The organism is Actinosynnema sp. NPDC023794, from assembly GCF_040639675.1.
In the GTDB taxonomy this organism is placed as follows: domain Bacteria; phylum Actinomycetota; class Actinomycetes; order Mycobacteriales; family Pseudonocardiaceae; genus Actinosynnema; species Actinosynnema luteola.
This window is the reverse complement of sequence record NZ_JBFAFR010000043.1, coordinates 33564-56094: the sequence shown is the minus strand read 5'-3', so window position 1 is coordinate 56094 and position 22531 is coordinate 33564. Positions and strand designations below refer to the sequence as shown.

The window sequence follows — 22531 nt, the reverse complement described above, 5'->3', positions numbered from 1 at the left end:
CCAACTCGAACCACCCCAACCACACCGTTCTGGCCAGACAGCTCCAGCAGCATCTGCGCTGGCGCAACGCCAACGCCCGCCACCCCGACATCCTCGCCGCCCAACGCCGCGAACGAGCCCGCATCCGCAGCGAACGACACCAACGCTGGGGCCGACCACACCCTCAAGCGGCCTGACCAACCCGGCGAACCTATGTGGTCAACGCACTAGGCGACCTGCCCGGTGTCGTGTCCGACGAGCTGCGGCTGCGCACGATGCTGCGGCATCTCACCAGGACGCTGCACCCCGGCGTGCTCAACGACTGCTTCTTCAACGCGACGACCGCGGTCTGCGTCAAGCGCGCCACTGTCGTCGGCCGGCCCGTCCCGCAGCACAACATGTGCCTGCGCTGCCCGAACGCCCGACGCTCCACGGTGCACCGGCCCCGGTTGACCACCGCCCGCGACCAGGCCCTGGACCTGCAGGCGTCGTGCGCGAAGGCCTGTCCGGTCCCGAAACTCCAGCGGGTCGCACTCACCGGCTACATCGCCGAGCTCGACCAGCTCATCGGCGATCTCGACAGTGAGGAGACGCGGGCATGACCGTACCGCCACCCAGGCCCGCCTGGAACAGGCGCTGACCAGGCTGCTCGCAGGCCAGCCCACCGCCACCGACGGCGAGCTGACGGTGGCCAACCTGTGCCGGGAAGCCGGCGTGGGCCGCGACTCGTTCTACCGCTCGCCCGAGGCGTTCAAGGACGCCGTCGCCGCTGCACAAGCGAACCGCGACGCCCACCAACCGGAACTTGTCGCGCTACGCGAGGAGATCACCCTCCTCAAGCGGGAGCGCAAACAGACCGCGAGCCGACACGCCGCCACGGTGCGAGAGTTGGAGGAGACGATCAGGGTCTACGCCAACCGGATCCAGGTCCTCGCCCTGCGGAACACCGAACTGGAGGAACAATCCCGGCACCTGCACCACCGATTGGCCGACGCCGATTCCGACGTCATCCCGTTGCCCGACCGATCCTGACACCGACAAGACGGAACCCTGCCCGGCGAGCGCCCGAAATGGTTCGGACTACGTCGCGCATTCGGTGGCCGGGTCGCCTTCGAGGTCGAGTGCGTCGAGTTGCCGCTGCACCCGCTCGGCGTCGGCCCCACGCCCCTGCTCCCGACACAGCTCTAGCGCCTCCCGCCACACCTCCTGCGCCAGGTCGTGTTGGCCGAGTGCTGTGTGGGTGTGGCCTAGATTGTCGAGAGTATTGGCAATGAGATAGGTCTGGCCGAGTGCGCGGCGGAGAGTGAGTGCCTGCTGATAGAGGCCGATGGCTTCGTTGTGGTGGCCAGTGTGATGGTCGATGTAGCCCAGGCTGTCCAGGGTGGCCGCCTCGCCACCGAGGTCGTGCTGGCGTCGGAGGAGGGTGAGTGCAGCTTGGCAGTGGTCGCGGGCGGTGTCGTAGTCGCCCGCGCGTGCGGCGTACCAGCCCGCCGCGTTGAGTGCCATGGCCTCCTTCGCCGGTTGGGCGAGGGTGCGGTAGAGGTTCAAGGCGTGGTGCGCGTGTTCCATCGCCCGAGGGTGATTTCCCCGGTGCCCCCAGGCGCGCGCGAGAGCGTGGTGACTCTGCGCCCGCTGGTTGAGGTCGTAGTGGTGTTCGGCTAGGGAGAGTGCCTGGTGCAGGTGCTCGATGGCCTGCTCGTACCGTCCTAGCTCGGTAAGGGCCCGGCCGAGGAGCCGGCGTGCGAGGGCGCGGGTGGCAGGGCCTGGCAGGTGGTTGGCTGCATCGATGGCGGCCTGCCACACGGCAAGTTGGTCGTGGGGGTTCCCTCGCAGGCGGTGAAAGGTGTATAGGGTCCAGGCGAGATTCCACACGACCTGGTGTCGGTCGTGTGCGGCTGCGGTGTATTGGGTGGCCAACAGGTGAGGGTGGTGGGCGTCCAGCCAAGCCAGCGCGGCCGAGTAGTCGGGAAGCTGTTGGGCGTGGATGTCGGGGTCGGGTGGGATGAGCCGGATCGGATCGCGGTGCGGGTCCAGCAGACGGTCGGCGGCGTGGGCGGTGTGAAGGTAGAAGTCCGCCACCCGCTGCCACGCTGCTTCCCGGAAGGCTTCGGGCAGGTCGTGGGCGCGGGTAGTGGCGTAGGCGCGGACGAGGTCATGCATGGCATATCGACTGCCGGGGTGGCGGTCAATCAGGGAGGCGTTGTTCAGTGCGCGCAGCACGCCGCGTGTGTTCCGCTCCGACAGTCCGGTGAGGCTGGTGGCGGCGGGTAGACCGATGTCGGGGCCGGGGGCGATGCCGAGTAGTGCGAACGCGGTGCGTTGTTCGTCGGTGAGGTGGCGCAGGGACCAGGACAGCACGGCGGGCAGGCTGGCTGCGGCGTCGGTGTCGTGGTCGAGCATCTCCAGCCCCAGCTCGCGCAGCTCGGCGGCCACCTCGGCCAACGGGACGCCGAGTCGGGAGGAGGCGTTGCGGGCCGTGATCGATAGGGCCAGCGGGTAGCCCGCGCACAACTCGACCAGCTCGTCGACGGCGTCGGGCTCGCCAGCGACCCGATCCGCGCCCAGGCGTACGGCCAGGAGGGCGCGCGCCTCGTCGAGGGCCAGAACGCCCAGGGTCAGGTGGCGGGCGCCGTGCCGGTCGATCAGGGAGGCCAGCCTGTGGCGGCCGGTGATCAGCACCGTACACTCGGTGCCCCCCGGCAGCAGCGGTACGACCTGCTCGGCGGTGGCGGCGTTGTCCAGCACGATCAGCATCCGCCGCTCGCTGACCACGCTGCGGTACAGCGCGGCCTGGGCCTCGGAGTCGACCGGGATGCGATCGGGGAGCACACCGAGGGCGTCGAGGAAGCCGCGCACCGCCACCGCCGGGTCGGTGAGTGTGCCCTCCGGGCTGAAGCCGCGCAAATCCACGAACAACTGCCCGTCGGGGAACCGGTCGAGATGTCGGTGCGCCCAGGCCAGCGCCAGCCAGGTCTTGCCGATACCGCCCGCCCCGCCGATCGCCGAGATCACCACGGTGCCCCGCTGGTCCAGGGCGGCGTCCAACGCGGCCAAGTGGTCGGTACGACCGGTGAACCACCGGGGCGGAGCGGGCAGTTGCCGCGGCACCACCGACGACGGCGACCTGGCTGTGACCATGGTGCCGGTTTGCGTCGGGGTAAGCGCGGGGTCAGCGGTGAGGATGCGCTGGTGCAGCCGTTGCAGTTCCGGGCCGGGATCGGTGCCGAGGTCCTCCACCAGGCGCTGCCGGACGTGCTGGTAGTGGGCCAGGGCGTCGGCCTGGCGACCGGCACGGTACAGCGCGAGCATCAGCTGTCCGGCCACGCGCTCGTCCAGCGGCTCGGCCTCGGCCCGTGCGGTCAACTCCGGCAGCAGCCGCAGGTGCCGGCCGCAGGCCAGCGCCCAGTCGATCCGGTCGGCCTCGGCGGCGGCGCGTTCGCGGCGTAATCGCTCCCGCACCGCCTGCGCCCAGTCGGTGTCCAACTCGGCCAGCGGTTCACCCCGCCACAGCGCCAAGGCGTCCTCGACCAGGGAGAGGGCTTGTCGTGGCTCGTGCGCTGCCCGCGACACGGCGAGTAGCCGGTGAAAACGGTGCAGGTCCACGGTGTCGGCCTCGGCGGCCAGCGTGTAGCCGCTGCCCTTGCGGGTGATCGTGATCCCGGTCGGGGCGAGTGCCCGGCGCAGGTGGGACAGATAGACGCGCAACGCCGACCGCGCCGTGCTCGGCGGCCGATCGCCCCAAACACGGTCGATCAAGCTGTCCAACGGCACCACCCGGTTGGCCTCGACCGCCAGCACCGCGAGCACCGACCGCTGGCGAGCATGCCCTACAGGTTGTGGCCGGTCATCCAGCCACAATTCCAATTCACCAAGCATCCCCACCACGACGCGACGATCCGCCTCCACCGCAACCCCTCCCCTCATCCTGGATACCGGTTGGGAGCAGGAGATACAACGCAGATTTAGCGGGTTCTTTGCGCGTTGCCGTGACGCTGGGCAACGCCACAGGCCAGGCCGGGACCCATCTCGGTCGGCGCGGAGACGAGCCGTCTTGGCGGAACTCATCGCGAGTCCGGATCGGAAAGCATCGTTCCCGTCGACGGCGCGTCCTGGTCCCACGATGATCGACCCGACAGGAGCAGCAACGCGCATGAAACGATGACTATGGCCGGTGCCGCCAGCCCGGCGGCACCGGACCTGCCGCCACCGCCATCCTGACGGCGCATCCGATGCGGTGCCCGGCACGAGGCATCGTCGCCGCCCGCACGTGCACGCGTCGATCACCAGGGCGGGACACGGGTGGCGGCGCCAACGGCTGGACGAGGTGCCCCCGCACTCGGACTTGTCGCTGTCCGGTGTTCGGGCATGTCCCGAACACGCTCGAAGACTTCTTCACGTGACGTAGCGACCGAAACTCTTCACTGTCGACGGAACCAATCCGGATCGACTTCCGAGCCTTTGCTCGGACACATCATTTCGAAGTGGGAATGCCCATTGGGGGATAAATGAGGCATGTTCTCGTACGTATCGGTACCGCGATCGCCTTAGCGGCATCGCTTGTTCTTCCGACCGCGTGGCCAGCTGTCGCCGCACCGGCCAGGGACAACAGCGCGGCACGGCCGGTCTATTTCGTTCACGGGTACTCATTTCTCGGCAACCCCCCTGGCCACAACTGCTGGGACGGCTATTGGCGCACCCTCGGCGACGCCATGAGATCCTACGGATGGACCGGCTCGTACCACACCGTTGGCTTCTACCGGGGTGACACCAACTGCAACACAAAAATCCTCGACGGCGACCGGGACACGCCGATCCAGGAACTCGGTCGACTGCTGGCCTGGAATATCTACACTTCCTTCTCCAAGAGCAACATCTCGGTCGACGTGGTCGCGCACTCCATGGGCGGCCTCGTCACCCGGGCCGCGCTCACCGGTGTCGCACGCAAGGAAAGCGGCTGGCCGCCCTACCTCTACATCGAGGACGTGGTCACCCTGTCCACACCGCACAAAGGAGCCAGGGGGGCCGGGATCTGTGGTGTCTTCACGCGCCAGTGTCAGGACATGACCGAAGGATCGCCCTTCCTCCGCTGGCTGTACAACGCTCCACAGTCGGCCCAGGGCACCGACTGGACCCTGATCGGCGCCGAGGACGACGACATCGTGAGCAACGAGTCCGCCGTCGGCATGAGCGGTGCCGGTCACACCGTCATCTACCGCGCCGGTCAAGGCATCGAGCACGAGGTCATTCCCCAAATCACGAGCGGCTCCTACCAGCAGTGGTACTGGAACTACTACGACAACAAGTCGTATTGGACCGGCTCGGGTGCGCCTCCGACCCGGGTCGCCAACAATGCCATCTACCACTGGTGGAAGTGGTGACCAGACCGACGGGAGACCCGGAAGGAGTCCCATGTCCACTCCCTTAAAACGAACCGCTAGAGCCGCCGCCGGACGACTGTCAGGCATTGTCGCCCTGATGGCACTGCTCTTTTCCGCCGTCGCCCCGACGGCCACCGCGACCCCGACACGAACCGAATCCGCGGTCGGCGCCGAACACGGACAGGCGTACCCCGTGGTGACGTTCGCCAAGGCCGAGAAAGCGACTGCCGATGCGGCCGCCAATACGGTTCTCGATTCAGCGGCGTCGACGTGCCCGGTTACCGCGTACGGGTACAACGGCTACACGTACTGCGACTTCACCTACTCCACCCTCGACTAAGGTGGCGGCAAAGTCGAATGGTTCGTGATTGGCACCGACTACACCATCTGGCACGCCTGGAGTGGAAGCGGCGGCTGGCACTCCCCGGGCGGGCGGGCATCCAGCTCCACTCCCAACGGCGCCTACGACGTGTCCACCTACGGTACGGACCGCCGCCTGTGGTGCCGGGACCACCGTTGGACCAAGGGCTGGCGCCTGTGTGGCGTGCAGCCCGCTGGCAGCGCCGAAACAACTCGTCCGTCAACGAACCACCGCGAAAGTATGGAGTGAAGATGCCCAAATCCCTGAAACAGGCAGTCATGGCGATTCTGCTCGGTGCAAGCGCGTGTCTCGTCATGACTCCCGCACCAGCACAGGCGGAAACCGTCAAGACCGTGTGCGTCGACAACGGGAAGACCGGCACGGTGTGCAGCAAGGTCTACCGCACCGGAACGTTCGTGTCGAAGGTCTTCGCCACACATGAGTACTACCCGGACTCCGCCATACGCCAAGACCTGTGCGGTGGCGCATGGAATATGGACCCCGCGACGGTCTACATGACCTTCACCCTCACCGGCACGCTGAACAGCGGCGCGGCCTACGCGCTTCGCGGCACCGGACGGTGTGACGTCGACGGGGTGTACGGATGGCCCGCGAAGGTCGAGTACCGCACCTTCGTGGTGGACAGGACGTTCCGGGCGGGCAGCTCGCTGTGCCTTCGTTCCACGTACGGCAGTGCCGCCGACGATGGTTCCCGACGTGCCTGCGTCCAACTCTGACACGAAAGACGATCATGAGAGCGAAACGATACGGAGCACTGCTCGCGACCGTGGCCGGGTTCGTCCTACTGCCCGCCGTACCGGCGGCAGCGGCCGAACCTCCGACGGCGTCCTGCGGCTACACCCGAAACCTTCAGGGCGGGCAACTGTGGCTGTGCGGACACGGATGGTTCTACGACACCGGCGAATGGGAACAGCTCACGGTCCAGGACGGCAACTACGACGGTCACAGCGCCGTGCTGAACTGGAGGCAAGGCAACTCCGACCGGGGCAATGTCTGGGCGACGTCCGGAGTCGGGTCGAGGACGACTGAGGACATCAACTTCCCCGAGGACGTTACCGTCTCCTTCCGCATCTGTGCCGGAGAAGCAGGGACCCGTGTGATCCTGTTAGAGACCTGCGGGTCCTGGAGAACGGCGACTACATGAGCACCATCATCACGCGCCGAGCCGAACTGCTCGGATCGATCGTCGCCGCGCTGGCGGTGCTGTGCGCCCCGCCAGCTGGCGCAACGGGAGACCCGGTGACTATCAACCGCGGCACTTCCGCCTTCCCTTCCTGCCGGGAAGGGTCCCTGCCCTCCCACCGCACAGGCACACAGCAGATCAAAGGCGCCACATCGACATGGACGATCTGCTGGAACGACGTGTTCGACGCCGAAATCACGGGGCGGGTCGAGGACACGGCGGCCGACGGGAAGTCCGCGCGGGTCTACGTCCGGTTCCAGCACTGGCAGAACCCCATCGAGGGCTGGCACTGGCACGAGGACGTCAGGCTGAACACTGCATCGGGGAACGGTGAAAAGGCGTACTACCAGCTCATCAACCTCGACCGCGACCTGAACAGGTTTTCCGACATCCGAGCCGTCCATGTCAAGACGTGCGCGGGCTACGCGGACGATACCTGCACCGCTTGGGGATAGGCCAGAGGTTCGACTGCTGCGCGGCAGCAAAATCTCCCGTCGGCCGAGACACGGACAGCACGACCACACCTGCCGACAAGATCCGGGGCCGCGGCACGTCGCCGCGGCCCCGGGCGGCGTCCACTGCCGTGCATCCCGACCACGGCGCATACGCCGCCTTCAGCCGTGAGGCCGAGTGGCACCACTGACACCGCCAGTACCGGCCGATATCGCCGGCCCCGCTCGTTCCGCCGACACGGCGGTGCACTGCTGTGCCGGCCCGGCTGTCCCGCACCGTAAAGCTCTATCCGGCTACTGAGGTGTGTTCCACTTCGCGAACTGCGACACCAAGGCGCCTGCGACACCCTGTGTGTTGACATAACCAGCGCGATCGCCGCCCGCTACATCACCGACCCGTCCAGCCGGGACTTCGCCCTGCGGGACCTGGCCGTGATCACCGGAATGACCGGCCAGGTTCTGTAGCCGGTCTGGACGTGTTGCCAGGCTCGCGCTTGCTGCGCACAGTGGCCCAGCCGGCCAAGGGTGCCTTCCGACTATGACCTCGTGATTCCGCACCGCGGGCGCGACCAAGACTCCTCAGCGACGACACCACCGAGCGGTTCCACGAACTTCCGCGCGTTGCCGAACTGCCACCCACGCGACGTCTCGGGATCTTGGTTGTCCTCCGTCGAGCACCGCCCGTAGACCGCTACCGGCCCGATACCGTCCTCGATCGCTTCGACCACCTCGACGCCCAGCAGCTCGTCCAGCGTCGTCCACGGGTCTTGGCTGATTTCAACAGTCACCGTCACCCCCTCCCGGAGGTCCGTCCAAGACCTCCACCTCGGTCAGTTCGACCAGTATGGCAAGCAGTATGCGGCTGGTAGCAGGCGTCAGCACAGGAAGTTCATCCGGCAGGCGCACGGTGACACGGCCGTCATCGGTCATGCCTGATCACCGCCCCGCGCGCCGATTTCATCAGCCGCTGCCCGCTCGACAGCCGCCCGGATGTCGGCCGTCAGGTAGCCACGAACCCGCCGTGAGGTCTCCCCGTCCGGCACGTACTGCCGCAGCGGCTTGCACCCCAGCTCGCTCATCTCGCGAGCGAATGTGACCGCTTCGACCTCCAGCGCCTCGACCAACTCCGACGTAGGCACGAACTCTCGCTCGTCCAACTCGTCCCCGAGGTAGTCCACGACCGACGCCAACGGCTCCGGAAGATCCACGACCCAACCGTCAGCCGTCCCGCTCACGATCGCCTTGACCACCGACGTCGAGTCGATCGGCCGCGGAGCATCGTCGCCCACCGCGTGACCAGCGAGCGTGCCCGCGGCCTCCCTCAGCGCTCGACCGCGCGCACAGATCACCCTCCACTCCGCGTTGGGCATGTAGTAGGTCCGCACGGTCATGGCGATCATGTCCGCGCCGGCGTCCGTCTCGCCGTCCGGCCGCAGGATGCCGACGCCCTTGTGACTCGGCAGTAGGGTCGAAGCGTCATACCCCCGCGTGTTCATCTGCTCGCCCAGCACGATGTTCGAGTCGCGCCAGTCCATCACCCGCAACGCGAACCGCGAGCCGAGCACCGCCCGCAGCCGAGACGGGATGGTGTTCGAGTCCGGCCGCTGAGTCGCCAGGATGACCACCACACCGGCCGCCGGCCCCTTCCGCACGAGGTAGGTCAACAGGTCTGCGATGTACGCGCCGAGCGTGGTCTTCTTGCCGCCTACCTGTTCACGCGTCGGGTTCTCCAGGAACACCTGAACCTCATCAATCACCACTCCGGTGATCGGCATCCCAAGATCAGCATTCCGCGAGATGGCTGGCGTGATCTTCGACTCCGGACACACGTCATCGTCCAAAGTGGCCATGCGCGCATACCGAGCTTGCACCTCTGCCACCAACTCCACGAGGTGATCCCGCACCGCGTACGCGTGCTCAAGGTCATCGCCACACACGTACCGGTACGCGATCTGCTCGGCAGCCTCCCAGTCCTTACCGCCCTTGCCGTCGAACACGTACAGCCGCGCGTACGGGTCCAGCACAAGCCCAGCGGCAGCCAACCGAGTAGCAAAGGTCTTGCCCTGCCTGGGAATCGCGCCCACGAGCAACGACGTCCACACCAACGGAAGATCAATCCGCCGGTTCCGCGCATCCCGCCCGAACGGCACCGGCCGCCACGCGTCCCACCGCTCCACATCGAGCAACGGCATCCGCAACGGCGGACCCGCATACGGGTCTTCATCCGCCACCCACAGAGCCACCCGCCCCGCGTGCCCACCGCGACCACGGACCCGCACCACGATGAGCTGCACCTCGTCCACCGCCAGCGCCGACGCGAGCGCATCCCGGTGCTTGATGACGTCCGCAGCCTTCCGGGTAGCCGGAAGATCGACCGTAACCGCCCAACCCTCACCCACACGTGCCGCGCGCTCGACCAACCGCAAGGTCTCGTCCTTGCCGATCAGCCTCGCGTCCCGGAACGCGTCGACCAGGAGCTGTGAGTCCATCGTCCAAGCCAGCGTGCGCGGTCCGCCCAGCACCGCCTTACGTCCCGGCGAGCCGTCCTTCCGACGCCCCACCATCGCCAGCACCACCGACGCCAACCCAGCCGCACTCCACAAGACAATCCCGCCGTAGAGCACGTGCAGCACGAGCAGCACCGCCGCGACAGCCCCGACCACAGCACCGGTCACCTTCCACCGGAACAGCGTCAAGGCGCGAATCTCCACGAACTTGTCCGCCAACTTCTCGGACTGCTCCGCAGCCTCCCGGTAGTCCCGCACCCGAACCCAGCGCCGCCACGCGCGAGCGGCTACCACTGTTCCCCTGCCGACTCCGCTGACGAACCGGTTCGGCGGACGCACAAGCCATCCGAGCGCATCTTTCAACCAACACTGAAGCAATTGTGACAACTTCAGCTGTGGTGATACGCCTGCCCTGTGCCAGCCACTCCCCAACCGCCGAACCAACGTCTTCGGTTCACCGACCAACTCGCCATCGAGCACCGGCTCAGTGGGCACCAAGTCGCCGTTCATGAACGGCCCCCGTCCTCCATGAGCGCCGCAGCAAGCCGTGACGACAGCCCTCGCGAGCACCCGGTGACATCCCGGACCCACGCCGGCGTCACCTTCACGTCCGCCGTCCGCGCCGCCCGAGCCACCGCGAGATAGTCCGCGAACGACGTCCGCGGAGCCGTAGGCGCCGGTGCCGGCGGAGCGCTCGGCGCGGCGTTGACGGCCGCGCCAAGCTTGTCCCGCAACTCCGTGACCGCCTCCGCAGCCACGAACACAACCAATGGCGGCACCGAGTGCAGCACCACGAGCGCCGCCGAACCGGCCACGAACGCACTCCAGGTGTTCATGACGTACGTGGCCGCGAGCGTGAACCACTTCGCCGCCCGCACCCATCCGCCCATCCGGACGCCGTAACGCGCGGTGACCTGCTCGGCTCGAAGGATCGCCAGCAGCACCAGCGACACCATCGGATCGAGCAGCCACGCCGCAGACCAGGCGAGCGACCACACCGGCGCACCAGCCGCCGCGAACTGCTGGACGTTCGTCATCGTGAACGCCAACCCGAGCAAGATCCCCGTCCAGCAGAGCCGGTCCACCTGCCGAGCCACCCGCTCGACCGATTCGCTCATCGCCGCTCACCCCGACGACGAGACGGCTCGTACGACGTCACGGTCAACGCCCGCGTCAACGTGTAGGACGCGAACAGTGCTGGCACGACAAGTACCACCAGGAGCAACCACCCGGCACCGCGATGAGTGATCACCACCCACTGCACCAACACGATCAACACCGCGTTTACGGCCACCCGACCGGCGAGCGACACCAGTCGGGCACTCGTCCGTGCCGCGTTCGCGGCGGCCTTCGCTCGCCGAGCACCAGCCCGCCAGACGAGCAGCAACACCAGGACCACGCCGAGCCCAGCGAGTAGTTGCGTCGGAGTGAGGCTGAGAGCGTTCATGAACCCAACCCCCTCTCGACCCGTTCACCGCGTCGCAGCCAGTGCGGGTACAGCTCGCGTCGATCATCGGCAGCCAGCCCGCCCCACACGCCCACCGTGTCCGCACCGGCCGTGCGCAACGCCAGTTCCAAGCACTCGTCCCGCACCGGGCAGCCGGCACACATGCGCGCGGCCAGCTCCCGATCGGTCATCTCCTCGTCCACCCACGGCGGCAGGTCCGGGAACGTCTCCATGCACAGTCCGTCGCGTTCCACGACCAGGGCCAGCACCGCGCTCGGCACCCACCGGAGCCGGTCCAGCTCCCAAGCGATCGAGACCAGGTTCACGGCGTGCCTCCCGAACAGGGCTCGTCGAGCAGCCGCACCAGCACGTTCGCCGGGATGACGAACCGGCCGCGCCGCCGCACCAGCGGCAGCCTGCGTAGCCGAACGGCGCGGCAGAGGGTGGACGGTTCGACGCCCAGCAACCAAGCGGCCTGACGAACCGTGTAACCGGAAGAAGGCAGAGAACTACGCATCAGAAAAGCCCTTCGACTTGTCGAGCTGACGATTTCAGCTCTATTTTGCTGATTTCAGCGCAACGGAAGGCGCGTTTGATCGCACCCGGCGCGAAATGCGCCGTGTCACGTCACGGAACAGCGGAGGACGGCTAATCTCAGCGCTGAGGCGGAGCGCGGAGGAATACGTGTCGGAGGATTGGGCGGCAGTCGCCAAGGCCATCAACCAGCGCGTGAATGAGCTGGGTTGGCGTCAACGGGAGCTTGCGGAACGCTCGCACGTCTCCCAAGCGATCGTGCGCGAGATCCAGCACCACACAGTCGAGCGCCGCCGCAGCCCGCGGACCCTGGAGTCCTTGTCGACCACGCTCGGCTGGCACCCCCAGCACCTCGACTCCGTGCTGCACGGTCGAAGGCCGCCCGAAGCCGACGAGCCGATCACCAACCCGACCGACAGCCTTTGGTCCCGATTGGACGGTTTCGAGCAGCGGTTGAACGACATCACCGATCGCCTCGACGACCTCAAGTCGGACCTCTCGACCGTGATCGAACACGTCCGCGACCGCCGCTAGCGCGGAGCATTTCCGCTGGTGGAGCGAGCTGTTTTCCATGGCTCAATTCCACTGCGGAAGCGCCTTCGGCCCCATGCATCACCGATGCACATCCAGTGCACCACCAGCGCACATCGCTCCGGGGGGATAGCGAGAAGATGAGCCAGCACGAGGGCTGGACCGGCCGAACCGCCAGCGCACTCCAGGCAGCCATGCGCCTCACCAACGAAGCGTTCGCCGAGCACCTGGGAATCGCCGTCCGGACGGTCGCCGGCTGGCACCAGAAACCGGACCTCAAGCCGAAGTCCGAGATGCAGCAGCTCCTCGACACCGCCCACGACCATGCGGACCCAGCGGTCAAGGCCAGGTTCACCGCCCTGATCGCCGAACCGAAGCTCGACCTCCCGGACGGCTCGGCAGCCGACGCCGAACTACGGCTCAGCTCAGACCCGAACATCGTCGCCGCGCTGGACTGGCTCGACCAGCACGCGCGCTGGGAGCCGGGAACGGCACGGCGCGACGTCGCCGCCCGCCTCGTCCGCCTGGACGTTCGCGCGCTACAGGACCGGGGCGTCCGCCGAGGTCGGGTGAACCAGCGCGACACAGCACGAGCGCTCGCCGAGTACTACGGCGCGACCACCACCGGCCACGGCCGCTACGCCGCCCGCTTCGGCTCAACCACCCGCGCATCCACGACCGTGTTCACGCACCCGGACTGGCTGGACCTCGACTGCCCGCTCATCCCGGCTCACGACCGGCTCAAGCTGTCGACCGTAACCCCGGACGATCACCAGCCGATGAACGAGGAGAGCGCTGGACGTGCAGCCCAGCGGTTGGCCGAAGCGCTGGCGCTCGGCATCCGCATGGTCAACATGCCGCTGTACCGACTGCTCGACGTCGACGTGCAGAGGCGCAAGCTCGGCGGCAGCATCGGCGTGACCAACTTCGTGGGGTACGTGGTGACGATGGACCTGCTCGAAGGCGAGCTGGTCGACTCGCTCACCACCAACCAGCCGATCAGGCCCGGCACCCTCCCCCTCCGCGACGCCTACCTACCCGACCTGCCCTCGGTCCTCGACGTCTCCGACCGCATGTGCGCGGGCGGTGCTCTCGCCCTGACCGCGATCGCACGACCGGCCGACCCGTTCCGCGGCGAAGCGGACTACCTCCTGCTGCTCCAGGAGCGCTCAGGCCACGTCATCAACGCCGCACGCCGCCTGGCCGTGATCCCCAAGGGCTTCCACCAGCCGCTGACCGACTACCGAGCCGATGCCCAGATCGGCGCGACGCTCCGGCGCGAGATGGAAGAGGAGCTGTTCGGCCGCGACGACGTAGACAACACGGTCGGAGACCAGCGCTACGCGGACCCGATGCACCCGAGCCGTCTGTCGGAGCTGATGCGCTGGCTGCTCGCCGAGTCAGGTCGCCTGCGGATGGAGTGCACCGGGTTCGGCCTGAACCTCGTCAGCGGCAACTTCGAGTTCGCCAGCCTGATCGTGATCGAAGACGAACAGTTCTGGACGGAGTTCGGCGGACAAGTCCGAGCGAACTGGGAAGCATCGAACCTGCGCCAGTTCTCCAGCCTCGATGCCGAAGGTCTGGAAGAACTGGTCAACGATGTAGCGTGGAGCAACGAAGGACTGTTCGCGCTCCTCCAGGGCCTTCGCCGCCTACGACAAATCGGTGGAAGTCGCGTAAACCTGCCAACGATCGAATGGGAGACAGAGTGACCGCCAACTGGCAAGCCGGAAACGCCAACGAGGACGGCGCGGTGACCCGCGGCTGGCTGGTAGGCCACTTCATCGACCCGTCAGAGGGCGTCCGGTCCCAGAAGGACGTCGAGGTCAAGTGGTTCAACCACCCGGCTGGTGAAAAGCGTGTCGAGTGGACGTCCGACGATCAGCGAACCACCCTGGTTCTGTTGGTACAGGGCAACTTCCGCGTTGACACCACCGAGGGCAACACCACCATGACCCGCCCCGGCGACTACGTGATGTGGGGTGCCGGCGTCGACCACTCGTGGGAAGCGCTCGAAGACTCGACCGTCCTCACGGTCCGCTGGCCGTCACAGACCTGACACCTCGATCGTCGGCAGCTTCACCCGCCGGCCACCGATCTCCACAAGCCGCCGAAGTCCTTGGAGCAACGCGAACAGCCCTTCGTTGCTCCAGGACTCGTGCGTCACCAAATCGGTGATCAATTCGTCGTCAAGGCTCGAATACAAGCGCAACCCTGACGCTTCCCAGTTGGCCTCGACCGCCCCACCGAAGCGCGTCCAGAACTCCTCGTCCTCAATAACCACAAGACTGGCGAACTCGTAGTTCCCGCTCACCAGATTGAACCCAAACCCGGTGCACTCCGTCCTCATCCTGCTCGGATCTTCGCGCAGCCACCGCATCGGCGCAGACCACCGCCCAGGATGCATCGGCGCAGCAGCGCGGCCCTTCCCCACCGTGGTGTCCACCTCCTCGCGGCCGAACAGCTCCTCTTCCAGCTCACGGAGCAGGGTGGCGCTGACCCGAGCGTCAGCACGCACATCGGTCAACGGCTGGTGGAAGCCCTTCGGTACGACGGCCAGCCGCCCAGACGCGTTGAGCACCTGCCCGGACCGCTCCTGCACCAGCAGCGCGTAGTCCGGCGCCCCACGGTATGGATCACGCGGGCGGGCGATCGCACACAACGCCAGCACACCGCCTGCGCACACGCGTCCCGGTAGGTCGAGCACCGCATCGAGATTCGGCAAGAACTCGTCCCGAAGCGGTAGCGCAGCCGTACCAGCACCAGAGACCACCGCCTCGACCAGCTCGGCTTCGAGCAGGTCCGCCGTCAACGCGTACTCGGCGAAGTCCACCAACCCCACTGTGCCTTCGATGGCCGAGCCGACGTCTACGCGCAGCAGCCGGTAGAGCGGCAGGTTCATGACCCGCACGTCCAGCGCGGCCCACTCCGCGAGCCGTGCCACAGCCGCTTCCGCCGCCGCTTCACTCAGGGCAGCGCGTAGACCATCACGGCGGCCAGCGAGGACCAGGCGGTCGTTCTCCGCCGTCAACGAAGCGGGCTGATCAAGCCACTCGGGACGAGCAAGGATGCTAGTCCTGACGTCTTCGCCACCACAACGCACGCGGTACATGTCGTGCCCCGCGACTCCACGTCGGTAGTACCCGCGGAGGGCACGAACGATCTGCTCCCGACTCACCCTCGCGCGCCGATACCGCCGATCGACCAGCGTGCCCGCCTCGAAGGTGGCGAGCTTGGCGTGAACCTTCGCTCGGCTCTCCCCTGGTGCCCACCCGGCCCGCTCGTCCAACCAATCCGCCATGTCAGCCAAGTCCGCGTTCGCACGCACGTTCACCTTGCCGACGTCGTGCCCCGCAGACCCAGCAGCCGAAGGTTCCGCCAACAGCTCGTGCATGCTGGTCCGGAAAATCTTCTCCAACAGCCGAGCAGTCACCGGCCGGACCGGACCGAGCGGCTGACCGGACGACCTCCGCCCCGCAGCCAGCCTGTGGAGGTGCCGCAAGCTGATCGTGCCGGGTTCGCCAGCCTCCCGCGCGAAGACCTCGATGTACTCGGCGAACTCCTCCAGCGTCTGCTGTCGGTCCCAGATCTTCTGCTCAAGCACCGTCCGCGCCGTCCGCATGACCACCTCTCACCGGCTGATTCCGCGCTGACAAGCCGTTGATTTCAGTGTGTCACGACGTAGCTGCTACCCGTCCCGAGCCCTGTCCCATCACGCCAGCCCGTCCCGACCGACGGGACACCTCCCGCACGGGCACTGACCAGCGCAAACACGCCACAGTGACGACCGGGACGGGACACTCCAACCCGTCCCAAACGCACGAAAACGGCCGTGCGCGACGCCATCCGAATGGATGGTCCCGTCCCACGGGTGCCAGGGGAGGCGTCCAGCACCCCATGCCCAACCGTCAGGGCGCGGTCAACGACGGTTGGAGGTCTCCAGCGCCAACAGGCCCGCCAACTCCGGGCCACTCATCAGCTCGCCGCACTCGGCTGGCGACACCAGCCACTCTGCCTTGTGCCCTTCCACCACAGCGGGAGGCAGCGGCAACATCGAGCCCCGAGGGAAGACCCACCTCTCGTCCAACCCCTCCGCCGACGACACCACGAACACGGCCGACTCGATCATCAGGCCGAGCGTCGGAACCGGAAGCATCACCACCGGCGTCGGCGACGCCCGGAACGCCTCCGACTCGACCACCCGCCGCGCCGGCTCAGGCTCGACCACCACCGCAGCCATCAGCTTGCCCAGCACAGCCAACGCCGACCGCGTGACCCCGCCGTCCGACAACGGCCACAACCGCCGAACCTCCTCCGGGTCCAGCGTCGCCATCGCAGGCGACGACAAGGCCAGCGCATCGCACTCAGCGTTGGTCACCGGATCGACATAGGAGTCGCCTACCCACAGCGCACCCGGCACCACCGGCCACCCACGCCCGACGCACTCCAGCGCCGTCTCCAGCCCGTTACTCGCCACCGTTGCCCCCGACCCAGAAGATGCGAGGGTTCGCACTCCCACCGGCCCGGTAGAAGATCAGCGCGTTCTCCGCCGACTGCAGCCCCATGCGCATCCCACCGTGCACGCCGATCACCTCGACACCCGTCTTGGTGGTCATCCCCCACGCCACGATGTTCAGATCCTCCGGAGGCCCGAACGTCTCCTGCACCACCGCGAACACCCGCGGGGCCTGGTCATCCACGAACTCCTGAACCTCACCGACGACCTTCGGGTCATCAAACAGCGAGACGGGCTTCTCCCCACCCTCTCCCTGGTCACCCTCACTCACCAGCGTCACCATCATGACTGCCTTCCCTCTGCTCCTCACGGATCAGGCGCACCTCATCCCGCGCCCAAACCGCCGCCTGCGCGTTCTCCTGGCACTGCCGCACGTACCGCCTACCGACAGCGACGAGGTAGAGCAGAGGGATCACGAGCCACACCAGAAACAGCGCGACCCCGCCGAGATCACTCGCCAACTCACTCCACACCACAACCATCACCACCTCAGACGATCCGCTGACCACAGCTTGACCAGCGGTCCGACCCATGAGGATGACCCACGAATGACCTAAGACGCCCAGGCAAGTCGCGCAGTTAGTAGCACCGGCATCAGCTGAATTGAGATCTACGAATCCTCAAGAACGACCGTGACAGAATGAAGATTAGGCGGAAACCTGCAATCCCATCATCCATTGCATGATTTCTTGGAAAAGTTCCACCGGCGCCTTGCCGCTCACAGTTCTACATAGCTCATCCGTGGAGGTCTGGTATTTGTGCCCAGCGCGGGGATTGAGCAGCGCAATATTGTCGAACGTTACCCCTTTTACGTAGAACATCGTCTGATATAGGTACAACGGGTGTCCAGCCCCGCACCCAGGACCACCACGGACTCGATGCCGTCCTCCAGCGCCCGCGCGAACTGGTCGTCGATGTAGCGCTTGCGGCAGGCGACACCACCCCAGACACCGGGCGCGGCCCGCTCCGACGCCCTGATCAGCGCTGCGCGGACGCCCGGTCGTCGGGCCAGTCCCGCCACCCACCTCGACAAGGGCGGCAGCACCGAGACCGCCAACGGGTCGTGGAGCAGACGCTGCTCCTGTGGGCGGTGCTGTTCCACTGCCGCGATCACCATGGGCCGGACCGCCGTTCCCGCCGCCCTGTCCGCCATGACCGACTCCTTCCTCACAGGTCGACCCGTGCGGTCCCGGACGGGTCGGGCACCAGCAGCCGGTCGCACTCCCGCAACTCGGCCACCGCGGGGTGTTCGCACCAGTGACGCGCGCCGTCACGCACCACGGCGACCACCGGCGGCCCACAAGCCGCCGGCGCACGACGCGGTCGGCACCCAGGTCCATCGCCGCGCTCGCCCACAGGTGGTCGTGCACCGTGACCACGATCGAGGCCGCCGGGTTGAGCAGGCGTGCCATCCAGGTGATCTCCAACGCGTCGCCGTCGGACGCCACGCAGATCAGCACGGCGTGCGCACCCGGCACTCCGGCACGCCGGAGCACCCCGGCCTCGGTGCCGCCGCCGACAATCGGCTCCGCGCCGGCCACCGCCGCAGCGGTCGACGTTGAGGTCGATCACGACCACGTCGCGCCGGCGATCGTCGTCGGGCACGGCGCGGAGGGTGCCACGCCCGTGCACGTCGTAGCCGACGATGACGATGTGCCCGATCATGAGCGGCTCCCGGTCCAGGACGGCGACGAACCCACGCCGACCAGGCTTCCCGGCACACCGAGCACGATCGTACGCCCGACGCACGCCGCCACGCTCCTCATCCGGCCACCACGGTTCGTACTGTCCGGCCGGCCCAGGCGGTGGGCAGCCGGTCACCGCTTCCGGTTCGGCCGCGGCACGCCTTACTCGGTGGCGTCGGGGACCACCGGACCCGCGCCGGTGGATGATCTGGTTGTTGTGGGGATGGCAACCGGTGGTGAACGAACGCTGAAGGTGGCGTGCCACAAGCGTCCGGCGTTGACGCCGAGCAGTGAACCCCGGAACAGCAGCGCACCGCGTGCGTCATCCCGGGCGACCACCACCGAAGTCAAGCCCCTGCCAGTGCGGTATCGACCAATGCCGCCACGATCTCCGCCGAGTTTCCCCGCGATACGAGGTGACCCGGAGCTCGTCGTCCGTCCCGTCGGCGCTGTCCCGCAGCCAGGCGACGGAGGAGGCCTAGCTGCTCGTGCTGCGGCCCGAGAACGCGGTACTCGGCGGCAGCTCGTGGGTCCGGCCCGCTACGAGCCCGCAGCTCGGTTCTCGTTCGGCCCACTCTCCAGACTGTTCCTCCGCCGCGTACTGCCCGTCGTTGCCTCCGGCCTGTGGTCGTTGGACAGCGCTCGCGTGGTGCACGGGAAGCATTCGACTTCGCCGTTGCCGTATTGCACAGACCCGCACTGGGCGGTGGACCAGCGTCTTCCCGAGCGCGGTGAGTCCACCGCCGCCACAGCGCACTCACCGCAGCGATCGCGTCTTCTCCCCCCGCAGGCGAAGCGGTAGGTTCATCGCGATGACCTGGATAGCCCGGAGGCTGGAGGAGCAGGCGCGGCTGCGTCCTCGCGCGACCGCCCTCTTCGCGGGGGACGGGATGCTCACGTACGACGCGCTTGTCCGACGCGTCGCGACCGCCGCGGGTGAGATGCGGCGCCGTGGAGTGCTTGACGGGGACATCCTGGCGATCGCGCTTCCACGCGGCACGAGTCAGGTTGTCGCCGCGCTCGCGGCGATGTGGGTGGGAGCGCCGTTCGCGATCATCGATGTCGACGAGCCTCCCGAACGGCGGCGCGGACAGATCCGGGCTTCTCTCGCGACGTGGCTCGTGGACGGCTCGGAGTCGGACACCGTCGACGGAGTGCCGACAGTGCGGCTCCGCGGTGTGGAGGCCCCGGCACCTGCGATGGCATCGCCAGACCGCGACGACACCGCCTACGTCGTCTTCACGTCGGGGTCGACGGGAACCCCCAAAGCGGTGGCGGTTCCCCACCGGGCGCTCGACAACTACGCGGCGCGGGTGGCGGAATCGTTGGAGGACGTCAGGTCGACGGGCGAACAGCTCTCCTTCGCCAGCGTGACGAGCTTCGCGACCGACCTCGGGCACACCGCGATCTTCCCGGCGCTGGTGTCGGGTGATGCCGTGCACCTCGTGGACAAGCCCACGATGATGGACCCGCTCGCGCTGGGCCGCTACATGCGCTCACACGCGGTGGACGTGCTCAAATCGACGCCGTCGCACATCTCCGTGCATCTGGGCGCCGGCGCCCGCGACGTGCTCCCCCGCAAGCTCATGATCTTCGGTGGGGAAGCCCTGACGTGGGACCTCGTCGACCAGGTTCGGGCGAACGGCACCTGCGAGGTGCTCAACCACTACGGTCCGTCCGAGACCACGATCGGGGTGCTGACCTATCCCGTCGACCCGGACCGGGCGGAACACCGCTCGAGCGCCACGGTGCCGCTCGGCACGCCGCTCGGCGGGGTTTCGGTGGAGGTGGTCGACGAGGTCCTCGGCGCGGTGCCCGCAGGCGAGCCGGGTGAGCTGCTCGTCTGGGGGCAGTGCGTCGCGCTCGGGTACATCGGCGCCCCGGACTCGACCCGCTCGCGGTTCGTGCCGCTGCCCGCCCACTGCCGTCCTGCCGGGGGCAGCGCGGTCGCGTACCGGACCGGCGACCGGGTTCGGCGGCTCCCCTCCGGTGACATCGAGTTCCTCGGGCGCGAAGACCGCCAGATCAAGCTGCACGGGCAACGGATCGAACTCGGCGAGGTGGAGGCCGCGCTGCGGCGGCACCCGCAGGTGCGCACCGCGGTCGTCAGCTACGACGCGACCGAAGGGCTCCACGCCCATGTCGTGCCCGCCGACCCGGCCGAACCGCCGAGCACGAAGTCGCTGCGCCGCTTCCTCAGGGCGGCGCTGCCGGTAGCGGCAATCCCGCGGTCCTTCACCGTGATCGAGAGCGTCCCGCTGACGTTGAGCGGCAAGGTCGACATGGGTAGGCTCGCGCGGTCGGATCGGGCTGACCCCACCACACCGGTGACGCGCGGCGGCAGTTGAGCACGCCGCCGAGGCCGACCGGATCGCAGGCGGCCGACGTGGCGGAGGGGAAGAGCATTGAACGCACATGTCGTCGGAGCTTCGCTGTTCCTCCCCGGGGGCGTGCGGAGCCGGGCAGACATCGCCGCGGCGCACTTCGACGGCGGCGGCGAGCGGCCCGCGGTGTTCGACGACGCCGAGTTGCGGACCGACTTCATCCGGTTCCGCATCTCGCCGCGTCAGGCGCGGGTCATGGACCCCCAGCACCTCTTGGTCCTGGATTGCGTGGAGCGCGCGCTCGAGGACGCGGGCATCCGGCCGCAGGACCTCGCGGGCAGCCAGACCGGCGTGTTCGTCGGGATGAGCGAGTCCGATTCCGTGCTCACGATCGACCCCGACGAAGTCGCCGACAGCAACCGGTCCTACCTCGGCATCGGCAACAGCCGCGGGGCGGCCGCGGGGCGGATCTCCTACACCTACGACCTCCGCGGACCCAGCTGGCAGGTCGACACGACCTGCTCGTCCGGCCTGGTCGCCCTTCGGCACGGGATCACCGCGCTGGCCACCGGGGAGGTGGACCTCGCGCTCGTCGTCGCCACCCACCTCGTCCGCAGCAGCTTCGGGATGATGGTCAGAGAGGCGACCGGGGCGCTCTCCCCGACCGGCCGCTGCCGCGCGTTCGACGCGAAGGCGGACGGCTTCACCGTCGGTGAGGGCGTCGTGGCCGTCGTCTTGGCACCGGAGAAGGCCGGGGCGCGCTCGCTCGGGCGCGTGCACTGCGCGGTGAACCACGACGGCCGTACCGCAGGTCTGACCGTACCCAGCCTGGACGCCCAGCGCGATGTCGTCGAGCGAGGTCTCCGCATGAGCGGCTTGGCGTCCGCCGACGTCGACTACGTCGAGGCGCACGGCACGGGAACCCCGCTCGGAGATCCGATCGAAATCGCCGCGCTCGCCGCGGCGTACCGCACCGCCGAACGCACCACCCCGCTTTTCGTCGGCTCGAACAAGCCCCGTTTCGGGCACCTTGAGGCGGCGTCCGGTCTGCTTTCCCTGGTGGTCGCCATGGAAACGCTGCAACGTGGACGCCCACCTCGCACCAACGCATCGGGGCAGCCCAGCGAGACCATCCCGTGGGCCGAGTACAACATCCTTCCGACGATCGGTGATTTCACCGGCCCGGATTCGATCGACAGCGTGGGAATCAGCGCTTTCGGTCTTTCCGGGACGAATGCCCACGCGATCATCACCCGCCCCCGCTAGTCGCCGTCGCCGAACGGCGACCTTCCCGTGCGGTCATGGCCCGCATGATCCACCACACCGCACGGCAGTGACCTGGGACACATCGATGCTCCGTCACCGTAGGAAATCCGTGCTCGACGACGTACCGATTCCTCGCGATCAGCCCTGGGTCCGGGCGCCGAACACCGGCGCCCGCCCCGATATCGGAGGCACGAACGGCGATCACGTCTAGCCCCCTTCGGACTAATTGTGCCGCAATGCAATACCCCGTCCGGGTTGGGCCGCGCGCGGCAGCACCACGCGGTTGGGCGTTAGCACACCTCACCCGCGACGCACAGCACTCCGTTCGGAATCCCGAGCAGACCACA

23 protein-coding genes and 2 pseudogenes are annotated in these 22531 nt (G+C 67.7%); 12 read left to right on the top strand and 13 right to left on the bottom strand.

Annotated features, from left to right (window positions below; genetic code table 11):
• The 3 genes and pseudogenes from AB0H12_RS41750 to AB0H12_RS41740 form a co-directional block, all read left to right on the top strand.
• A pseudogene (locus tag AB0H12_RS41750) lies at window positions 1–176 on the top strand (IS630 family transposase); the annotation flags it as partial.
• A gap of 18 nt (window positions 177–194) precedes the next feature.
• Window positions 195–581, top strand: coding sequence for a hypothetical protein (locus AB0H12_RS41745; protein ID WP_499631198.1), 387 nt, complete (start codon window positions 195–197; stop codon window positions 579–581).
• Window positions 562–1011, top strand: coding sequence for a hypothetical protein (locus AB0H12_RS41740; protein WP_499631195.1), 450 nt, complete (start codon window positions 562–564; stop codon window positions 1009–1011). Before AB0H12_RS41745 ends, AB0H12_RS41740 begins: the two co-directional genes overlap by 20 nt.
• Window positions 1012–1059: 48 nt before the next feature.
• On the opposite strand, the gene AB0H12_RS41735 is transcribed toward AB0H12_RS41740, so the two are convergent.
• On the bottom strand, window positions 1060–3885 hold the full coding sequence (locus AB0H12_RS41735) for an AfsR/SARP family transcriptional regulator (protein WP_499631193.1): 2826 nt from the start codon (window positions 3883–3885) through the stop codon (window positions 1060–1062).
• A 599-nt stretch (window positions 3886–4484) separates the two neighbouring features.
• Between AB0H12_RS41735 and AB0H12_RS41730 the strand changes: the two genes are divergently transcribed.
• The 4 genes from AB0H12_RS41730 (at window position 4485) to AB0H12_RS41715 (ending at window position 7377) form a co-directional block, all read left to right on the top strand.
• Window positions 4485–5357: an esterase/lipase family protein gene (locus AB0H12_RS41730; protein WP_499631190.1), complete on the top strand. Its 873-nt coding sequence runs from the start codon at window positions 4485–4487 to the stop codon at window positions 5355–5357.
• 97 nt (window positions 5358–5454) lie between these two features.
• Window positions 5455–5697, top strand: coding sequence for a hypothetical protein (locus tag AB0H12_RS41725; RefSeq protein ID WP_499631187.1), 243 nt, complete (start codon window positions 5455–5457; stop codon window positions 5695–5697).
• 272 nt (window positions 5698–5969) lie between these two features.
• A complete protein-coding gene (locus AB0H12_RS41720) occupies window positions 5970–6455 on the top strand; it encodes a hypothetical protein (RefSeq protein WP_499631184.1) in 486 nt (161 codons plus the stop codon).
• A 424-nt stretch (window positions 6456–6879) separates the two neighbouring features.
• A complete protein-coding gene (locus AB0H12_RS41715) occupies window positions 6880–7377 on the top strand; it encodes a hypothetical protein (protein WP_499631181.1) in 498 nt (165 codons plus the stop codon).
• 923 nt (window positions 7378–8300) lie between these two features.
• Here AB0H12_RS41715 and AB0H12_RS41710 read toward each other — a convergent pair.
• Genes AB0H12_RS41710 through AB0H12_RS41690 form a run of 5 tightly spaced genes read right to left on the bottom strand, consistent with a single transcriptional unit; the run spans window position 8301 to window position 11845 of the window.
• A complete protein-coding gene (locus tag AB0H12_RS41710) occupies window positions 8301–10391 on the bottom strand; it encodes a cell division protein FtsK (protein ID WP_499631178.1) in 2091 nt (696 codons plus the stop codon).
• Entirely contained in the window at window positions 10388–10999 is a 612-nt protein-coding gene (locus AB0H12_RS41705) for a hypothetical protein (RefSeq protein WP_499631175.1), read from the bottom strand. The genes AB0H12_RS41710 and AB0H12_RS41705 overlap by 4 nt, the downstream gene beginning before the upstream one ends.
• Window positions 10996–11328: a hypothetical protein gene (locus tag AB0H12_RS41700; RefSeq protein WP_499631172.1), complete on the bottom strand. Its 333-nt coding sequence runs from the start codon at window positions 11326–11328 to the stop codon at window positions 10996–10998. Before AB0H12_RS41700 ends, AB0H12_RS41705 begins: the two co-directional genes overlap by 4 nt.
• Window positions 11325–11654: a WhiB family transcriptional regulator gene (locus tag AB0H12_RS41695; RefSeq protein WP_499631170.1), complete on the bottom strand. Its 330-nt coding sequence runs from the start codon at window positions 11652–11654 to the stop codon at window positions 11325–11327. Before AB0H12_RS41695 ends, AB0H12_RS41700 begins: the two co-directional genes overlap by 4 nt.
• Window positions 11651–11845: a helix-turn-helix domain-containing protein gene (locus AB0H12_RS41690; protein WP_499631167.1), complete on the bottom strand. Its 195-nt coding sequence runs from the start codon at window positions 11843–11845 to the stop codon at window positions 11651–11653. Before AB0H12_RS41690 ends, AB0H12_RS41695 begins: the two co-directional genes overlap by 4 nt.
• 167 nt (window positions 11846–12012) lie before the next feature.
• On the opposite strand from AB0H12_RS41690, the gene AB0H12_RS41685 reads away from it, so the two are divergent.
• The 3 genes from AB0H12_RS41685 to AB0H12_RS41675 all read left to right on the top strand — a co-directional run bounded on the left by AB0H12_RS41685 (window position 12013) and on the right by AB0H12_RS41675 (window position 14452).
• Window positions 12013–12396: a helix-turn-helix domain-containing protein gene (locus AB0H12_RS41685; protein ID WP_106614129.1), complete on the top strand. Its 384-nt coding sequence runs from the start codon at window positions 12013–12015 to the stop codon at window positions 12394–12396.
• Window positions 12397–12533: 137 nt separating this feature from the next.
• A complete protein-coding gene (locus AB0H12_RS41680) occupies window positions 12534–14105 on the top strand; it encodes a transcriptional regulator (protein WP_499631165.1) in 1572 nt (523 codons plus the stop codon).
• A complete protein-coding gene (locus AB0H12_RS41675) occupies window positions 14102–14452 on the top strand; it encodes a cupin domain-containing protein (RefSeq protein ID WP_499631162.1) in 351 nt (116 codons plus the stop codon). Before AB0H12_RS41680 ends, AB0H12_RS41675 begins: the two co-directional genes overlap by 4 nt.
• Here the strand turns inward: AB0H12_RS41675 and AB0H12_RS41670 are convergent.
• The 7 genes and pseudogenes from AB0H12_RS41670 to AB0H12_RS41640 all read right to left on the bottom strand — a co-directional run.
• Window positions 14441–15997, bottom strand: a complete 1557-nt coding sequence (locus AB0H12_RS41670; protein WP_499631159.1) for a transcriptional regulator — start codon at window positions 15995–15997, stop codon at window positions 14441–14443. The two genes, AB0H12_RS41675 and AB0H12_RS41670, sit on opposite strands and share 12 nt — an antisense overlap.
• 315 nt (window positions 15998–16312) lie before the next feature.
• Window positions 16313–16813 carry a hypothetical protein gene (locus tag AB0H12_RS41665; protein WP_499631157.1) on the bottom strand — a complete coding sequence of 167 codons (501 nt, stop codon included), beginning with the start codon at window positions 16811–16813 and terminating at the stop codon, window positions 16313–16315.
• 46 nt (window positions 16814–16859) lie between these two features.
• On the bottom strand, window positions 16860–17195 hold the full coding sequence (locus AB0H12_RS41660; RefSeq protein WP_499631155.1) for a hypothetical protein: 336 nt from the start codon (window positions 17193–17195) through the stop codon (window positions 16860–16862).
• Window positions 17173–17394 (bottom strand): hypothetical protein, encoded by a 222-nt coding sequence (locus AB0H12_RS41655; RefSeq protein ID WP_499631152.1) that lies wholly within the window; start codon window positions 17392–17394, stop codon window positions 17173–17175. The genes AB0H12_RS41660 and AB0H12_RS41655 overlap by 23 nt, the downstream gene beginning before the upstream one ends.
• Before the next feature lie 323 nt (window positions 17395–17717).
• Complete coding sequence (locus AB0H12_RS41650) at window positions 17718–18062, bottom strand: class I SAM-dependent methyltransferase (RefSeq protein WP_499631150.1); 345 nt, start codon at window positions 18060–18062, stop codon at window positions 17718–17720.
• A gap of 14 nt (window positions 18063–18076) precedes the next feature.
• Window positions 18077–18199, bottom strand: a complete 123-nt coding sequence (locus tag AB0H12_RS41645) for a hypothetical protein (RefSeq protein WP_499631148.1) — start codon at window positions 18197–18199, stop codon at window positions 18077–18079.
• Between the two features lie 35 nt (window positions 18200–18234).
• Window positions 18235–18450 (bottom strand): annotated as a pseudogene (locus tag AB0H12_RS41640) (NAD-binding protein); the annotation flags it as partial.
• A 632-nt stretch (window positions 18451–19082) separates the two neighbouring features.
• On the opposite strand from AB0H12_RS41640, the gene AB0H12_RS41635 reads away from it, so the two are divergent.
• Together AB0H12_RS41635 and AB0H12_RS41630 are read left to right on the top strand one after the other, a co-directional pair.
• Window positions 19083–20942 carry an amino acid adenylation domain-containing protein gene (locus tag AB0H12_RS41635; RefSeq protein WP_499631146.1) on the top strand — a complete coding sequence of 620 codons (1860 nt, stop codon included), beginning with the start codon at window positions 19083–19085 and terminating at the stop codon, window positions 20940–20942.
• 57 nt (window positions 20943–20999) lie between these two features.
• Complete coding sequence (locus tag AB0H12_RS41630) at window positions 21000–22184, top strand: beta-ketoacyl [acyl carrier protein] synthase domain-containing protein (protein WP_499631144.1); 1185 nt, start codon at window positions 21000–21002, stop codon at window positions 22182–22184.
• Window positions 22185–22531 lie beyond the last annotated feature (347 nt).

Excerpts from the sequence above, each read along its gene's own strand:
- AB0H12_RS41730 (WP_499631190.1), top strand. The coding sequence starts at position 4,485 with ATGAGGCATGTTCTCGTACGTATCGGTACCGCGATCGCCTTAGCGGCA.
- AB0H12_RS41725 (WP_499631187.1), top strand. The coding sequence starts at position 5,455 with ATGGCACTGCTCTTTTCCGCCGTCGCCCCGACGGCCACCGCGACCCCG.
- AB0H12_RS41720 (WP_499631184.1), top strand. The coding sequence starts at position 5,970 with ATGCCCAAATCCCTGAAACAGGCAGTCATGGCGATTCTGCTCGGTGCA.
- AB0H12_RS41715 (WP_499631181.1), top strand. The coding sequence starts at position 6,880 with ATGAGCACCATCATCACGCGCCGAGCCGAACTGCTCGGATCGATCGTC.
- AB0H12_RS41710 (WP_499631178.1), bottom strand. The coding sequence starts at position 10,391 with ATGAACGGCGACTTGGTGCCCACTGAGCCGGTGCTCGATGGCGAGTTG.
- AB0H12_RS41705 (WP_499631175.1), bottom strand. The coding sequence starts at position 10,999 with ATGAGCGAATCGGTCGAGCGGGTGGCTCGGCAGGTGGACCGGCTCTGC.
- AB0H12_RS41700 (WP_499631172.1), bottom strand. The coding sequence starts at position 11,328 with ATGAACGCTCTCAGCCTCACTCCGACGCAACTACTCGCTGGGCTCGGC.
- AB0H12_RS41690 (WP_499631167.1), bottom strand. The coding sequence starts at position 11,845 with ATGCGTAGTTCTCTGCCTTCTTCCGGTTACACGGTTCGTCAGGCCGCT.
- AB0H12_RS41680 (WP_499631165.1), top strand. The coding sequence starts at position 12,534 with ATGAGCCAGCACGAGGGCTGGACCGGCCGAACCGCCAGCGCACTCCAG.
- AB0H12_RS41660 (WP_499631155.1), bottom strand. The coding sequence starts at position 17,195 with ATGATGGTGACGCTGGTGAGTGAGGGTGACCAGGGAGAGGGTGGGGAG.
- AB0H12_RS41650 (WP_499631150.1), bottom strand. The coding sequence starts at position 18,062 with ATGGCGGACAGGGCGGCGGGAACGGCGGTCCGGCCCATGGTGATCGCG.